General features: G+C 63.8%; 11 protein-coding genes. 7 read left to right on the top strand and 4 right to left on the bottom strand.

What is annotated here, in order from left to right:
• The first annotated feature begins 123 nt into the window (after positions 1-123).
• Complete coding sequence (gene polA / locus QQ658_RS08830) at positions 124-2,793, top strand: DNA polymerase I (RefSeq protein WP_286027078.1); 2,670 nt, start codon at positions 124-126, stop codon at positions 2,791-2,793.
• Positions 2,794-2,803: 10 nt separating this feature from the next.
• On the opposite strand, the gene QQ658_RS08825 is transcribed toward polA, so the two are convergent.
• Positions 2,804-3,553, bottom strand: a complete 750-nt coding sequence (locus QQ658_RS08825; protein WP_286024497.1) for a class F sortase — start codon at positions 3,551-3,553, stop codon at positions 2,804-2,806.
• Between the two features lie 285 nt (positions 3,554-3,838).
• Here QQ658_RS08825 and rpsA point away from each other — a divergent pair, with 285 nt between their 5' ends.
• Positions 3,839-5,293, top strand: coding sequence for a 30S ribosomal protein S1 (gene rpsA, locus QQ658_RS08820; RefSeq protein ID WP_286024496.1), 1,455 nt, complete (start codon positions 3,839-3,841; stop codon positions 5,291-5,293).
• An 81-nt stretch (positions 5,294-5,374) separates the two neighbouring features.
• Here the strand turns inward: rpsA and QQ658_RS08815 are convergent, their stop codons facing one another.
• On the bottom strand, positions 5,375-6,514 hold the full coding sequence (locus QQ658_RS08815; RefSeq protein ID WP_286024495.1) for a TIGR04053 family radical SAM/SPASM domain-containing protein: 1,140 nt from the start codon (positions 6,512-6,514) through the stop codon (positions 5,375-5,377).
• Positions 6,515-6,751: 237 nt separating this feature from the next.
• Here QQ658_RS08815 and QQ658_RS08810 point away from each other — a divergent pair, with 237 nt between their 5' ends.
• The 4 genes from QQ658_RS08810 (at position 6,752) to QQ658_RS08795 (ending at position 11,917) form a co-directional block, all read left to right on the top strand.
• A complete protein-coding gene (locus tag QQ658_RS08810; protein WP_286024494.1) occupies positions 6,752-7,870 on the top strand; it encodes a ferrochelatase in 1,119 nt (372 codons plus the stop codon).
• On the top strand, positions 7,798-8,478 hold the full coding sequence (gene coaE, locus QQ658_RS08805) for a dephospho-CoA kinase (protein WP_502928959.1): 681 nt from the start codon (positions 7,798-7,800) through the stop codon (positions 8,476-8,478). The genes QQ658_RS08810 and coaE overlap by 73 nt, the downstream gene beginning before the upstream one ends.
• Positions 8,479-8,569: 91 nt before the next feature.
• Positions 8,570-10,654, top strand: coding sequence for an excinuclease ABC subunit UvrB (gene uvrB, locus QQ658_RS08800; protein WP_286024492.1), 2,085 nt, complete (start codon positions 8,570-8,572; stop codon positions 10,652-10,654).
• 261 nt (positions 10,655-10,915) lie between these two features.
• Entirely contained in the window at positions 10,916-11,917 is a 1,002-nt protein-coding gene (locus QQ658_RS08795; protein ID WP_286024491.1) for a TerC family protein, read from the top strand.
• Positions 11,918-11,924: 7 nt separating this feature from the next.
• On the opposite strand, the gene QQ658_RS08790 is transcribed toward QQ658_RS08795, so the two are convergent.
• A complete protein-coding gene (locus tag QQ658_RS08790; protein WP_286024490.1) occupies positions 11,925-12,587 on the bottom strand; it encodes an MBL fold metallo-hydrolase in 663 nt (220 codons plus the stop codon).
• A gap of 40 nt (positions 12,588-12,627) precedes the next feature.
• Complete coding sequence (locus tag QQ658_RS08785; protein WP_286024489.1) at positions 12,628-13,362, bottom strand: maleylpyruvate isomerase family mycothiol-dependent enzyme; 735 nt, start codon at positions 13,360-13,362, stop codon at positions 12,628-12,630.
• A 259-nt stretch (positions 13,363-13,621) separates the two neighbouring features.
• Here QQ658_RS08785 and uvrA point away from each other — a divergent pair, with 259 nt between their 5' ends.
• Positions 13,622-16,636 (top strand): excinuclease ABC subunit UvrA, encoded by a 3,015-nt coding sequence (gene uvrA / locus QQ658_RS08780; RefSeq protein ID WP_286027077.1) that lies wholly within the window; start codon positions 13,622-13,624, stop codon positions 16,634-16,636.
• Positions 16,637-16,644: the final 8 nt, after the last annotated feature.

The following is a 16,644-nucleotide window of genomic DNA, read 5'->3' as shown; positions in this document are numbered from 1 at the left end:
AGCGCGGACAGGCCGCCTCACCGCCGGTTCCCTGAGCGGAGCAGGTGATGATGGAACCTGTCAGAGCTCCCGGCTACAGTCGGTCAGGTGAACTCTCCAGCGCCCAGTGGCCAGCCCAAAGTGATGCTCATCGACGGTCATTCCATGGCCTACCGCGCCTACTACGCCCTGCCCGTGGAGAATTTCGCGACCGCTTCGGGACAGCACACCAACGCCGTCTTCGGGTTCACGTCGATGCTCATCAACATCTTGCGGGACGAACGCCCGACGCACGTGGCCGTCGCGTTCGACGTGTCCCGTGTCACCTTCCGCACCGCGGAATACCAGGACTACAAGGCGACCAGGTCGAAGAGCCCGGACGAGTTCAAGGGCCAGGTCGCGCTGATCTCCGAAGTGCTGGACGCACTGAAGATTCCGCACTTGTCGGTGGACGACTACGAGGCCGACGACATCATCGCCACGCTCAGCGCACAGGCGGACGCCCGCGGCTGGGAGAACATCATCGTCACCGGCGACCGCGACTCCTTCCAACTGGTCGACGGCAACACCACCGTGTTGTATCCGGTCCGCGGAGTCAGCGAACTGGCCAGAATGACCCCCGACGCGATCGAGACGAAATATGGTGTCGTCCCGGCGCGCTACCCGGAGGTCGCCGCGCTGGTCGGCGAGACCAGCGACAATCTGCCGGGAGTGCCCGGGGTCGGCAACAAGACCGCCGCGAAGTGGCTCGCCAAGTTCGACGGTCTGGACAACCTGCTGGCCCGCGCCGATCAGGTGCCGGGCAAGGCCGGTGATTCGTTCCGGGCCCACATCGACGACGTGCGCCGCAACCGCAGGCTGAACCGGCTGGTCAACGACCTCGCCCTCGATTTGGGGCTGGACGATCTGGAGCTGCACGGCTGGGATCGTGACGCTGTGCACCAGCTCTTCGATGCACTCGAGTTCCGGGTATTGCGCGACCGGCTGATCGAGGCCTTCCCGGACGACGAACACGCCGACGAACAGCAAGGTTTCGAGTTCACCGGCGAGCGGTTGGGGCCGGGAGCGCTCGCCGGATGGATAACCGAGCACGGGCAGGGTGAATTGACCGGTGTCGACTTCACCGGTCATTGGGGGTCGGGCCGCGGCGATATCGCGGCGGTGGCGCTGGCGAGCACCGATGGCTCGGCTTGCTGGTTCGATGTGGCCGATCTCGATGCTCCCGACGAGCAGGCTTTCGCTCACTGGCTCGCAGACCCCGGTTTCGGCAAGGCGATGCACTCGGCGAAGGGTCCGATGCTGGCGGCCTGGGAACAGGGCTGGCAACTGAACGGGCTGATCTGCGACACCGAACTGGCTGCGTATCTGCTTCGCCCCGATCAGCGCAGCTACGACCTGGCGGATATGTCGATCAGATACCTCAAGCGGGAACTGCGCGCGAATTCCTCGGGTCAAGAAGCCACCGACCAGCAGATGCTCGATTTCGGCAGCGAAACCACCGACGAGGAATCCGATGCGGCGATGCTGCGGGCCCGCGCCGTCGTCGACCTGACCGATGCCATGTCGGTCGAGCTCGGACGGCTCGGCCAGCGCCGGCTGCTGGACGACCTCGAACTGCCGTTGCAGCGGATTCTGGCCCGGATGGAGCGCACCGGCATCGCACTCGATGGTGAGGTGCTCGATCAACTGCACTCCGAATTCGATGCCAGGGTGCGGTCAGCCGAGCAGGCCGCGTGGGACAGCGTGGGCCGCCAGGTCAATCTCGGCTCGCCCAAGCAGCTACAGGCGGTCTTGTTCGACCAGCTGGATCTGCCGCGGACCAAGAAGATCAAGTCGGGTTACACCACCGATGCGGAGGCCCTGGAGGGGCTCTATGTCCGCACCGAGCATCCCTTCCTGGAGCATCTGCTCGCGCATCGCGACTCCATCAAATTGCGGCAGGCGGTTGACGGATTGCGTAAGTCGGTGACCGACGACGGCCGCGTCCACACCACCTATTTGCAGACCATCGCCGCGACCGGACGCCTGAGTTCGGCCGATCCGAACCTGCAGAACATTCCGATCCGTACCGAGGAGGGCCGCCGGATCCGTTCCGCGTTCTGTGTCGGCGAGGGATATGAGGCCCTGATGAGCGCCGATTACTCGCAGATCGAGATGCGGGTGATGGCCGATGCCTCGGGTGATGAAGACCTGATCGAGGCGTTCCGCAGCGGGGTCGATTTCCACACCGTGACCGCGTCCAAGGTCTTCGGTGTACCGGCCGAACAGATCACCGGCGCCCAGCGGGCCAGCGTGAAGCAGATGAATTACGGGCTCGCCTACGGGCTGTCGGCCTACGGCTTGTCGACCCGGCTGGGTGTGCCGGTGCCCGAGGCACGCGCGCTGATGGACGATTACTTCACCACCTTCGGTGGCGTTCGTGACTATCTTGGCGAGGTCGTGGCGCAGGCCCGCCGCACCGGCTACACCGAAACCTTGGCCGGTCGTCGCCGCTATCTGCCCGACCTGAATTCGTCCAACCGGCAACGCCGCGAGATGGCCGAACGGATGGCGCTCAACGCACCGATTCAGGGATCGGCCGCTGACATCATCAAGATCGCCATGATCGGGCTCGATCAGGCATTGATCTCGGCTGGCCTGAAGTCACGGGTGCTGTTGCAGATCCATGATGAGCTGGTGCTCGAGGTGGCGTCCGGCGAGCACGATCAGGTCACTACATTGGTGCGCGAGCAGATGGCCGGTGCGGCAAACCTGATGGTGCCGCTCGATGTGTCGATCGGCTACGGTCCGACCTGGCTGGACGCCGCGCACTGAGGTACGCCGGTCAACGCTGGACGGGCTGCACCTGCGTGTCGGCGCTCGTCTGGCCGGAGGTGGCGGCTTCACCGGAAGCGGTATCGTCACCGGCCGGATCGCCGGTGACCAGATCGCCGTAGTAGATCATGCGTCCCAGGGCTTCGCCGTCGGGCGCATAGTCGGAGCAGACCACCAAGGCGATCTGTGGCGCGCCCTGCTCGTCGTAGAGAATGTCGGAGGCCGGGTCGTAGTCGGCCACCATGACATGAGTGCTGCCCGAATACCGGTAGCAGGCGGACGACCCGTCCGAGCCACCGACCAGAACCACATCGCCATCGCTCAGCAACCCGTCGTTGAGGTCATTGCCCAGCGCGCCACCATATTGGAAGGTGTGACTGCTCAGCACCGCCTTGCCCTGGGTCGATCCCAGCAGGGGGCCTTGGTCGTACCAGGCGATCGTGTATCCCTCGTTACCAGGGGGCGCAGCCGGGGCGGCACCCGCCTCGTCCAAACCGAGGCTGAGCATCGGCATCTCGAGATCGTGATCGAGCAAGGTCATCGAGATCGGATCGGTGATCTGCTCCGGAGCCGACGGGCAGCCGGCAAGGGGATCGACGGTGGGCGTCTGGGAAGTCTGGGTCGGGGTGGGGGTGGTCGGCTCGGGGGTAACAGCCGGCTCGCTGGTGTCGCGCTGGAAAAAGCGGGCCGCGGCCACGGCGAGTGCTGCCACGACGACCACAGCGACAACGATCAGCGCAATTCTTGTTTTCCGACGCATCTGGCAGCTTTCTTCGACTTGTCCGGGGGATCGGACCTCAATCAAGACGTCCGTTTAGAACCTATCAAAGCCTGGATAACTCACCTAGAGACTGCGGTTGCTGTTCCGATCGGCGGATCATGGCCATCAGCGGCAGTCAGATTGACCCTCTTTGCTACTCGCGCCTACTATTGAGAGGTATTTGCGGTCTGTGTGGTCTCGGACGGAGCAGACGACGCATGCAGGGAATCTGCGGGGCCGTGATGCGTCCAATCGAATACATTTCAGCAATCGGAGCCCTACTACATGACCTCCTCCACTGAGGCCTCGAACAAGGTCGCAATCGACGACATCGGCACGCCAGAAGCCTTCGAGGCCGCGGTCGATTCCACTATTAAATACTTCAACGACGGAGATATCGTCACCGGTACCGTCGTCAAGGTCGATCGCGACGAGGTCCTCCTCGACATCGGCTACAAGACTGAAGGCGTAATCCCTTCCAAGGAACTGTCCATCAAGCATGACGTCGACCCGTTCGACGTGGTCAAGGTGGGGGACGAGGTCGAGGCTCTCGTTCAGCAGAAGGAAGACAAAGAAGGCCGCCTGATCCTGTCCAAGAAGCGCGCCCAGTATGAGCGCGCCTGGGGCACCATCGAAAAGATCAAGGAAGAGGACGGTGTCGTCACCGGTACCGTCATCGAGGTCGTCAAGGGCGGCCTGATCGTCGATATCGGCCTGCGCGGCTTCCTGCCGGCGTCCTTGGTCGAGATGCGCCGCGTCCGCGACCTGCAGCCCTATGTCGGCCAGGAACTCGAAGCCAAGATCATCGAGCTCGACAAGAACCGCAACAACGTGGTGCTTTCCCGTCGCGCTTGGCTGGAGCAGACCCAGTCCGAGGTTCGCCAGTCCTTCCTGCACCAGCTGCAGAAGGGCCAGATCCGCAAGGGTGTGGTTTCCTCCATCGTCAACTTCGGCGCATTCGTCGATCTCGGTGGTGTCGACGGCCTGGTGCACGTCTCCGAGCTCAGCTGGAAGCACATCGATCACCCGAGCGAGGTTGTCGAGGTCGGCCAGGAGGTCACCGTCGAGGTCAAGGACGTCGAGCTCGACCGCGAGCGCGTCTCGCTGTCGCTGCGCGCCACCCAGGAAGATCCGTGGCAGACCTTCGCCCGTACTCACCAGATCGGTGAGATCGTGCCCGGCAAGGTCACCAAGCTCGTTCCGTTCGGTGCGTTCGTGCGCGTCGAGGACGGCATCGAGGGTCTGGTGCACGTTTCCGAGCTGGCCGAGCGTCACGTGGAGATCCCCGAGCAGGTCGTCTCCGTGGGCGACGAGGTCATGGTCAAGATCATCGACATCGACCTGGAGCGCCGGCGCATCTCGCTGTCGCTCAAGCAGGCCAACCAGGGTGTCGACATCCAGGCCGAGGACTTCGATCCGTCGCTGTACGGCATGACCGCCAGCTACGACGAAGCAGGCAACTACATCTACCCCGAGGGCTTCGATCCGGAGACCAACGAGTGGAAGCCGGGCTTCGAAGAGCAGCAAGCCGCCTGGGAGGCCCAGTACGCCGAAGCCCAGGCTCGCTGGATGGCTTTGAAGAAGCAGGCCGCCGAAGCGGAGGAGTCGGCTGTCGCCGCTGCCCGCGCCGAGGCCACCGAGTACTCGTCCGAGCCGACCAGCAACGCCCCGTCAGAGGGTTCGCTGGCATCCGATGAGGCTCTGCAGGCGCTGCGCAACAAGCTGACCAGCAGCAACTGATTGGGTCGGTTCGCCAACTGAACAAAAGAAATTCGGCTCGGAGTCCATTAAGGATTCCGAGCCGAATTTTTGTTCCGGTGGTCAGGCCACCGGCACGGTGTCTGCCCGCATGAGTTCGGCGTAACGCCCGCCCGGCTGGTAGGGGCACATCGGATCGGTGGCCAGCGGATCGCCGGTGCGTGCCCAGGCGCGAGCCCTGGACCCACCGCACCAGCGGTGGAATTCGCAGACTCCGCAGCGTCCGTGGAACTCTTCGGGACGCCGCAGTTGACGCATCAGCGGGGCGTTCTGATAGATGTCCGCCAGCTGCTGCTCGCGGACCGAGCCGACCTCGATCGGCAGGAACCCCGAGGGATACACCTTGCCCTGATGAGAGATGAAGACCACTCCGTTGCCGTCGCGGATGCCGAATCCGGCAGATGCCCGTCCGGCTTCGATCTGTTCACGGGTCTTGCCTTCGGCGAACAGCCGCTGGGCGAGGATGCGCCGGTATTGCATGGCTTCGGTGGTCTTGATCCGGAACGGCGCGGTCGCCGAGCGGGCTCCCCAATGGGACAGCAGCCGTTCGGCCTCGCCCGGATCGAGTTCGGTGAGCTGGGTGCCGCGTCCGACCGAGATCAGGAAGAACAGCGACCACTGCATCAGAGTCTCATTGCTGAGCAACCCGTACATCGCCTCGAGGTCATCCGCGTTGTCGGCGCTGACCAGGGTGTTGACCTGTACCGGAAGCTTGACGGCGGCCGCCTGTCGCAAGGCCTCCAAGGTGGCGTCGAAGGTGCCGTCGACCTGACGCAACGCATCGTGATCGTGCGCGTTCGAGGCGTCCAATGACAAGGAGATGGCGCCGATGCCGAGGTCTTTCATCCAGGCGATCCGCTCGGCGGTGAGCAGCGGAGTGACCGCCGGCGCGAGCGAGACCCCGATGCCGCGGTCGATGGCCGCGTTGACGAGCAGTTCGAGATCCGGACGCCGCAGCGGATCGCCGCCGGTCATCACGATGTGCGGCAGCGGCTTGCCGAACTCGGCGATGCTGTCGAGCAGCCGCAGCGACTCGTCGGTGTTCAGTTCATCGGGAGCCGGATCGGGCATCGCGGTCGCCCGGCAATGCTTGCAGGCCAGCCCGCAGGCATTGGTCATCTCCCAGTAAATGATCATCGGCGCGCGGTCGTATGCCCAGTTGATTGGCTTGACCGAACCGATGCCACCCGGATGTCCTGCCATGAATGGTGCCTTCTCTCGTGTGGTGAATTGTCAGATGCCTGATCTCGGTCGTCCGAGGAATAGCCGCCGATCTTCGTCACACCCTAATCCACTCGTTTCGCGGCGAGGTGCCAGGGGTAGGGGCCGATCGCCGACGTGACCGCGGGCGTCGGAGCGCCGGTCGATTCAAACGCAGAGTGGAGGCCGGCAAGATGGGCTGGGCAAGGGGCCGACGAATCGGGGGATAGGCTCAAAGGCATGCCCGATGCCGATTCGTTCGATGGAATCATGCTCGTATCATTCGGCGGTCCCAGAACCTGCGATGATGTGATGCCATTCTTGCGCAATGTGACCCGCGGCCGCGGAATACCCGACGCGCGGCTGACGGACGTCGCCGAGCACTACTACCACTTCGGTGGCGCGAGCCCGATCAACGAGCAGAACGACGCACTGGTCGCCGCGCTCGACGCGGAGTTGCACGCCCGCGGCCACCGGCTGCCGATCTGGATAGGCAATCGCAACTGGGATCCCTATCTCGGCGACGCTTTGACGCAGGCCTATCAGGCAGGGTGCCGCAGCCTGCTGACCGTGCGGACGAGCAGCTATGCGTCCTATTCGTCGTGCCGGCAATACACCGAGGATCTGGACAAGGCCCTGGCGAAGACCGGATTACAGGGGAAGCTCCGGCTGGGCAAGGTACGGCAGTTCTTCAACCATCCCGGCTTCGTCGCCCCGTTCGTGGCCGGACTCGAGCACTCCCTCGATCGATTGCAGGCCGATAATCCCGGGCTGACCGCAGACGACGTCGAAGTGATCTTCACCGGGCACTCACTGCCGCTGGGCGCTGCACGCAGCTCGGGTTTCGGCGGGTGGCGATCATCTGAAGGCGGCGCCTATGTGGCCCAGCACCGTCAGGTCGCCGAGCAGATCGTCGCAGCGGTACGCGGCGCGCGTGACGGCACGGAGACCCTCGGATTCCGGCATTGGCAGCTCGCCTGGCAGTCACGCTCAGGTCCGGCGTCCCAGCCCTGGCTGGAGCCCGACATCAACGATGCGATCGCCGAACTGCCGGCCGTGGGACGCAAGGCCGTCATCACGGTTCCGATCAGCTTCATCTCCGACCACATGGAGGTGGTCTGGGATCTTGACATCGAGGCCGCAGCGACTGCGGCCCGGCTGGGGCTCGACTACGCGCGGGTACCCGCCCCCGGTACGCATCCGGCGTTCGTGCAGGGGCTGGCCGACATGATCGAGGAACGGCTGGGGCTACGCGAAGGCAGGATCAGCACCGGTGCCGTCGGGCCCTGGCCCGACTGCTGCCCGGCCGATTGTTGCCCGCCCGCAATTCATCCGCACACCAAGGCGGCGCAGCGATGAGTGTTCTCAGCGTTGGGTTGACGGGTGGGATCGCCTCGGGAAAGACCACCGTCGGCAAGCTCCTCGCCGAGCGCGGCGCGCTGATCATCGACTCCGATCTGCTGGCCCGCGAGGTTGTCGAGTCCGGGACGCCGGGGCTGGCCGCCATCGTCGAACGCTTCGGCGCGTCCGTGCTGGCATCTGACGGAACGTTGAACCGGCAGGCTCTGGGGGCGCTGGTGTTCGCCGACGAGCGGGCCCGCGCCGATCTCAACGGCATCGTCCACCCGGCGGTTCGGCAGCGCCGCGCCGAGCTGATCGCGGCGGCCGTCGATGGCTCGATCGTGGTCTCGGTGATCCCGCTGCTGGTGGAGACCGGAATGCAGGACGATTTCGACAAGGTGATCGTGGTCGACCTGCCGGTCGAGACCCAGCTGGAACGCCTACAGCTGCGCAATGGCCTGGATGAGACCGACGCCCGGTCGCGGATCGCCGCCCAGGCAACCCGGCAGCAACGGCTGAGTGCCGCTGACTGGGTCATCGAGAACTCCGGCTCCTATGATCACCTCCGGCAGCAGGTCGACATGGTGTGGGACCAGCTCGTCGCCGAATTGGACGAGCCCCGCTGATCGCTCCGCTCCGCGCCGCGATCGCCATCGGCTGAGCGCAGGAGCGTCTCGATGCCCGGAAATGTCAGTGCCACGACCTAGCCTTGTGGTTATGCGTCCGGTAGAACAAATCACTCGTCGGCTGGCACCGTTCAAGGTGCATTCCGATTTCGAGCCGGCAGGTGACCAGCCCGCCGCCATCGACGAACTCGACCGTCGGATCAAGGCCGGCGAGAACGACGTGATTCTGCTCGGAGCCACCGGCACCGGCAAGACGGCGACCGTTGCCTGGCTGGCCGAACGGCTGCAGCGTCCGATGCTGGTGATGCAGCCCAACAAGACGCTGGCCGCCCAGTATGCGGCCGAGCTCAGGCAGTTCTTTCCGGAGAACGCGGTCGAATACTTCGTCAGCTACTACGACTATTACCAGCCCGAGGCCTACGTGCCGCAGACCGACACTTACATCGAGAAGGACTCCAGTCTCAACGAGGAGGTCGAAAGGCTGCGGTATTCGACGACGAACTCGCTGCTGACCAGGCGCGACGTGATCGTCGTTGCCACCGTATCGGCGATCTACGGGTTGGGCACCCCACAGGAGTACGTCGATTCGATGCTCAGCCTGCACGTCGGCGAGACCCGCGACCGCAGTGAGCTGGTGCACAAACTCGTCGATATGCAGTATGTGCGCAACGATCTGGCAGGCACCCGCGGCACCTTCCGGGTGCGCGGCGACACACTCGAGATCTTTCCGATGTATGAGACCAACGCCGTCCGGGTGGAGTTCTTCGGCGATGAGATCGACGCTTTGTCGACCATGCACCCGACCACCGGTGAGATTCTCAGCAATGACGACGAGATGTATGTCTTCCCCGCGTCGCACTACGTGGCCGGCCCCGAGCGTATGGAGCGGGCGATCTCCGGTATTGAGGCAGAGCTCGCCGTGCGGCTCAAAGAGCTCGAATCGCAGAACAAGCTGCTGGAGGCTCAGCGCCTGCAGATGCGCACCGGCTACGACATCGAGATGATGCGCCAGATCGGCACCTGCTCGGGCATCGAGAACTATTCGCGCCATATCGATGGACGCGCGCCCGGCAGCGCACCGAACTGTCTGCTCGACTACTTCCCGGAGGATTTCGTTCTGGTCATCGACGAGTCGCATGTCACCGTGCCGCAGATCGGCGGTATGTACGAAGGCGACATGAGCCGCAAACGCACCCTGGTGGAGCACGGTTTCCGGCTGCCGAGCGCGATGGACAATCGTCCGCTGCGGTTCGAGGAGTTCACGCAGCGGATCGGGCAGACGATCTATTCATCCGCGACCCCGGGGCCTTACGAACAGGCCAGGGCCGAGGGAGTGGTGGAGCAGATCATTCGTCCGACCGGGCTGGTCGACCCGGAGGTCATCGTGAAGCCGACCAAGGGGCAGATCGATGATCTGCTCGGCGAGATCCGGGTGAGGGCCGAGCGTGACGAGCGCGTCCTGGTGACGACGCTGACCAAGAAGATGGCCGAGGACCTGACCGATTATCTGACCGAGCGCGGCGTCCGTACCCGATATCTGCACTCGGAGGTCGACACCCTGCGGCGCGTCGAACTGCTGCGTGAGCTACGGATGGGGGAGTACGACGTCTTGGTGGGCATCAACCTGCTGCGCGAGGGTCTCGACCTTCCGGAGGTCTCCCTGGTGGCCATTCTGGACGCCGACAAGGAAGGTTTCCTGCGTTCCGAACGCTCGCTGATCCAGACCATCGGACGAGCGGCCCGTAACGTTTCCGGTCAGGTGCATATGTACGCCGACCAGATCACCGCATCGATGCGCAACGCGATCGACGAGACCAACCGCCGCCGGGCCAAGCAGGTCGCCTATAACACCGAGCACGGCATCGACCCACAGCCGCTGCGCAAGCGGATCGCCGACATCACCGATCTGATGGCCCGTGAGGACGCCGACACCGCCTCCTGGGTGCAGGCAAACGGACGCAAGAACGGCTCGAATGCGCCGGTGCTGAGCGACCAGTTGCGGGAGCTCGACACCTCCAACCTGCCGGCTGCAGAGCTGGCGAACCTTATTCAGGAGATGACCGAGCAGATGCATCAGGCCGCCGCAGAGCTGCAGTTCGAATTGGCTGCCCGGTTGCGCGATGAAGTGGCCGATCTGAAGAAGGAACTACGCCAGATGGTGGAGGCAACCCGCTAGCCAGGATTATCTTGACTGCCAGGCAACTCAATGCAATGTGCTGTAGGAAATAGCAACTGTTGGTGACACTGCTATAGTCACTTAAATCGGCGGTGGCGCTACCAAGTGTTCGTCGAATCCTTACAATTCCATATGGAGGCTCGTACCCCCGTAAGGAACCCTCGATGCGCAGCCCCCACACGCCGCACGGCACAGGTCGCAGAATCTGGTCGATCAATTGGTGAGTCCTCCAGATATCCGCTCAATCGGAAGGTATACCCGATGCACGTAACCCCGGTGGTGTGGGTTGTCACATTGACAGTCCTGACACTGGTGTTGGTCTTTGACGTCCGGCACATGATGAAACACCCGCACGAACCTTCGATGAAGGAATGCGGGCTTGCGATTACAGGTTTCGTCTCGGCCGCCATATTGTTCGGTATCGGCATCGGGCTCTTTGCCCGCCCGCTTCCCGAATCCAAGCACTCCAGCTGGGACTACGCGATCGAATTCTTCTCGGGCTATCTGACCGAGTATTCGCTGTCGATCGACAATTTGTTCGTTTTCATCATCATTCTGGGCAGCATGAGTGTGCCCCGCAAATACCAGCAGTTCGCGCTGATGTGCGGCATTATCTTGGCCCTCATCTTCCGCGGAATCTTCATCCTGGTGGGCGCCGCCATCATCGAGGCGGCGGCCTGGGTCTTCTTCATCTTCGGCGCCTTCCTGCTGTACACCGGCATCAAGCTGGTGATCGACTACCGAAAACATGATGACGAGGAGAAAGACGAGTCCGACAATGCGGTGATGCGCTGGATCAAGCGCGTCGTGCCCTCCACGCCGGAATACCACGACACGCACTTCTCGGTGAAGATCGACGGCAAGCGGTTGTTCACTCCGCTGTTCTTCGTGATCGTGACGTTGGGCACCGTCGACATCATGTTCGCGCTCGACTCGATTCCGGCCATCTTCGGCCTGACTCAGGAACCCTATCTGGTGTTCACCGCGAACTTCTTCGCTCTGATGGGGCTTCGCCAGCTGTACTTCCTACTGGGCAATCTGCTGAAGCGCCTGATTTATCTTTCGCTGGGGCTGGCGTTCATTCTGTGCTTCATCGCGGTCAAGCTGGTGCTGCACGCGCTGCATCACTACCATGTGGTCGCGTTCGAGGTGCCGACCATGCTTTCGCTGGCCGTCATCGTGGTGACGATCGGCATCACCGCAGCGGCGTCCCTGATCAAGACGAAGCACGACGGCAAGGACGAAGGGGCAGTCGCGGCCTGAGCCGGATTCACCAGCCGCGGGCCCGCCATTCGGAGAGCTGGCCACGCTGGTCACCCAGCGTGGCCGAGTCTCCATGGCCCGGGTGGACGATGGTCTGGTTGTCGAATCGGTCGAAGATCTCGCGGGTCACATCGTCGAGCAGAGAAGTGAACTGACTCGGTGATCTGGTTGCCCCCACGCCACCGGGAAACAGTGAGTCGCCGGTGAAAAGATGCACCGGAACACCTTCGGCGTCGGGATGCAGCACCAAGGTGATCGATCCCGGCGTGTGGCCGACCAGGCCGATGACCTCAAGCTTGATGGCCGCGGTCTCGATCTGCTCTCCTGACCAGACCGGCGTCGATTCGATACCGGTCTGGTCGGCGATGGCGGCCACATCCGGGGCGCCGGCCCAGGCCTGGGCCCCGGTGGCGTGCACGACTTCGGCAAGGGCCTGAACATGGTCGTGATGCTGATGAGTGGTGACGACTGCGGCGACCGGTCTGCCGGCGATCAAGGTCAGCAGTCGTTGCGCGTCGTCGGCGGCGTCGATCAGGACGAGCGGGCCGCCCGCGTCCAAAAGGTAGGCGTTGTTGTCCATCGGGCCGACGCTGATCTTGGTGCAGGTGACAGAACCGACGGTGAAGCTCACCGGGGATAGCTCGACGGAGGTATGAAACAAACCGGGCATCGTTACTCCTAGACGGTGATGAGTCGTTGCCACCAGTCTTTCAGGCGAGCGGTGGCTGAGCAGGCAGATCCAGTGCTTCGTCCGCATTCAGCCGCCCCGACAGCCAGCCGAGCAGGACGGCGTCCGGCCCGCTGATGACGGTCTCGGCGTTCCCGGCCCCGAGAACGGCAGTGAACCCCGAGCTGGAGAGCAGCCGCACCGCCATGCCCCGGGGAACCTTGTAGGACAACACGATCCACTCCAACAGCCACCTGGCGGTCACCGGGTTGACCTGGCTGACCTCGAAGCCACAGTCCAGATCGACATGGTGGATGATCACTTCGTACAGCCTGGCCAGCGGAAGCAGATCTGCCCGCAGGAAACTGCCCGAGCTGAACTCGACCGACAGATCGCCGGGAATGGTCTCCAAGACGTCGAATCGCTCGCTGAGATTTCCGGCGCTGGTGTCGAGATCGATCTGCAGTTCGAGCGCGCCGCGTTCGGACCCACGTTCGATGGCCAGATCGCGGTCTTCGTCGGAGTCGTACATCAAGCCCCGGCGACCGCCGAGGACCGAATCAATGGAACGGACGAAGGCGTCGGCGTTACGGGCCAGGTGGGTGGCGATGTGCGCGCGCGTCCAACCGGGGAGTTTGCCCGGCTCCTGCCAGGCACGCTCACTCAGCGAGATGGTGTCGCCCAGCAGCCGTTGGGTTGCCTCCAGCTTCACCTTGCGCACTTCGTCAACCGAGACAAAGGAACTCAATGCAGCCTGACGGACCAGGTCCCACGCCATTGCTTTGCCTCACCCGATTCATGCTTGTCCGTTGCCTGCCGGTGCGATCGCTTCGCGGAACGGCCGCCGGACCGCGCTGCCGGCCAAGCCGTATACACCCGCCTGGCAGAGCGAACCTCCGCCTATTATGCCTCCCGGCACAATGCGGGAGGCCGAGAGCAGGGAAATCGTGGTCCCGACACCGAACGGAGCCTGCGCGGTGCGCTGGGTGCGAACGTGCGAACCTCTCGTCCGAAAAATGTCAGAGCCCGCGCATACGATGAACAGCGTGAAAGATCGACTCGTCATCTCGGGTGCCCGGGAGCATAACCTGCATAACGTCTCGTTGGACCTGCCACGAGACGCGATGATCGTGTTCACCGGGTTGTCGGGCTCCGGCAAGTCATCGCTGGCTTTCGACACGATCTTCGCCGAAGGTCAGCGACGTTATGTCGAGTCGTTGTCGGCCTATGCCCGGCAATTCTTGGGCCAGATGGACAAGCCTCAGGTCGACTTCATCGAAGGCCTGTCGCCTGCGGTCGCCATCGACCAGAAGTCCACCAGCCGCAACCCGCGTTCGACAGTTGGCACGGTCACCGAGATCTATGACTATCTGCGGTTGCTGTTCGCCAGGGTGGGGCACCCGCACTGTCTGGTCTGCGGGGCGCCGATCTCGAAGCAAACCCCGCAGCAGATCGTCGACCAGGTGCTCGGCCAGCCCGAGGGCACCCGTTTCCAGGTGCTGGCTCCGGTCGTCCGTGGACGCAAGGGCGAGTACGGCGAACTCTTCCGCAACCTCACCACGCAGGGCTACGCGCGGGTGCGCGTCGACAACGAAACATACCGGCTCGCCGAGGTGCCGGCGCTCGACAAGCAGCGCAAACACGATATCGATGTGGTGATCGACCGGGTCGCCGTGAAGCCATCGGCGAAGCAGCGCATCACCGACTCGGTGGAGACCGCGCTCGAGCTGGCGTCCGGCCTGGTCATCCTCGATTTCGTCGATCGTGATGAGGACGATCCGGCGCGCCGCCGCAGCTACTCCGAGAAGCTCGCCTGCCCGAACGGGCATGACATCTCGCTGGACGAAATGGAGCCGCGGCAGTTCTCCTTCAACAGTCCGTGGGGCGCCTGCCCCGAATGCACCGGCCTGGGCACCACCTTGGAGGTCGATCCCGATCTGGTCGTCCCGGATCAGTTGAAGAGCCTGGCACAGGGGGCTATCGCGCCGTGGGCCAGCCCGATGGTGGCGGCGCACTACTCGCATGTCTTCGAGTCGATGGCGGAGAAGTACGGCTTCTCGGTCGATACGCCCTGGGAGGACCTGAAGCCTTCGGTCCGTAAATACATTCTGCAAGGTGCCGACGATCCGGTGCTGGTGCGGTATCGCAACCGCTTCGGCAGGGTGCGCACCTACAGCCAGAAGTATGAAGGTGTGCTTCCCCAGGTGCGGCGCCGCTACGACGAGGCCGAGACGGACGCGGCCAGAGACCGCTGGGGAGCTTACCTGCGGGAGATTCCCTGCGCGAGCTGCCATGGTGCCAGGCTCAAGCCGGCGACGCTCGCGGTGACAATAGCCGGCAAGAATATCGACGAGGTGTCCCGGCTGTCGGTGGATCAACTGGCGGATTTCCTGGGCAAGCTCGAACTCGGCGAACGCGAGAAGGCCATCGCCGGGCAGGTGCTCAAAGAGATCAACCAGCGACTGCGATTCCTGCTCGATGTGGGCCTCGACTACTTGACCCTGGCGCGCAGCGCCGGATCGCTGTCGGGCGGCGAGGCACAACGCATCCGGCTGGCCACCCAGATCGGCTCGGGACTCACCGGAGTGCTCTACGTTTTGGACGAGCCGTCCATCGGTTTGCATCAGCGCGACAACCGCCGCCTGATCGAGACGCTGCTCAGGCTACGAGATCTGGGCAACACCCTGATCGTCGTGGAGCATGACGAGGACACCATCCGTTCGGCCGACCATGTCGTCGACATCGGCCCGGGGGCAGGCGAACACGGCGGCGGGGTGGTGGTGAGCGGCTCGGTCGACGATCTGCTCGCCAGCAAGGAATCGCTGACCGGCGCCTATCTGGCCGGCAGACGATCGATCGCCTTGCCCGAGGTGCGCAGGCTTGGCAACGGTGATGAACTGGTGGTGCACCGGGCGAGCGAGAACAACCTGAAGGACGTCACTGTCACGTTTCCGCTGGGCCGGTTCATCGCGGTGACCGGCGTCTCCGGGTCGGGCAAATCGTCGCTGGTGAACACGATCCTGTACCGCTCGCTGGCCAAACAACTGTACGGCTCCAAGGATGTGCCCGGCCGGCACAAGGGCATCACCGGCGCCGAGGACGTCAACAAGGTGGTGCATGTCGATCAATCACCGATCGGTCGTTCGCCCCGGTCCAACCCGGCGACCTACACCGGGGTGTTCGACAAGGTCCGCACGCTGTTCAGCCAGACCCCCGAAGCGAAGGCGCGCGGCTACCGTCCGGGGCGCTTCAGCTTCAACGTCAAAGGCGGACGCTGCGAGAACTGCATGGGTGACGGCACCATCCGGATCGAGATGAACTTCCTGCCGGATGTCTACGTGCCCTGCGAGGTGTGCCACGGCGCCCGCTACAACAGAGAAACCCTGGAGGTGCGGTACAAGGGCAAGACCATCGCCGAGGTGCTCGATATGCCGATCGAGGAGGCGGCCGAGTTCTTCGCGCCGATCTCGGCGATCTCGAGGCATCTGAAGACGCTGGTCGAGGTCGGGCTCGGGTACGTGCGGCTCGGTCAGCCGGCCACGACGCTGTCGGGCGGCGAAGCCCAGCGGGTGAAGCTGGCGTCCGAGTTGCAGCGCCGGTCCACCGGCAATACCGTCTACGTGCTCGACGAACCCACCACAGGTCTGCATTTCGAAGACATCCGCAAGCTACTCGACGTGCTCAATCGGCTGGTCGACGGTGGCAACACCGTGGTGGTGATCGAGCACAACCTCGACGTCATCAAGACCGCCGACTGGGTGATCGATATGGGTCCCGAAGGGGGTTTCCGGGGCGGCCAGGTGATCGCCACGGGTACCCCAGAAGACATCGCGCAGTGCCGGCAGTCATATACCGGCCAATTCCTGGCGGAGATCCTGAACGGTCACGAGGTGCCACTCGCCACCCCGGCGCCCCAACCGCTGATCGCTGCCGAACCGGCGCCCAAGAAGAAGCGGACGCGCAAACCTGCCGACGCGAAACAGGCGAGCAAGCCGCGCAGTACCCCGACCAGGACGAAGCGGGCACCCGCCCGCAAGACGTCCGCAGCCTGAGCCGCAGC

The sequence above is a fragment of the Propionimicrobium sp. PCR01-08-3 genome (assembly GCF_030286045.1).
Taxonomy (GTDB): Bacteria; Actinomycetota; Actinomycetes; order Propionibacteriales; family Propionibacteriaceae; genus Brooklawnia.
Note: the sequence above shows the minus strand (reverse complement) of the source record. Positions and strands in the feature narration are given on the sequence as shown.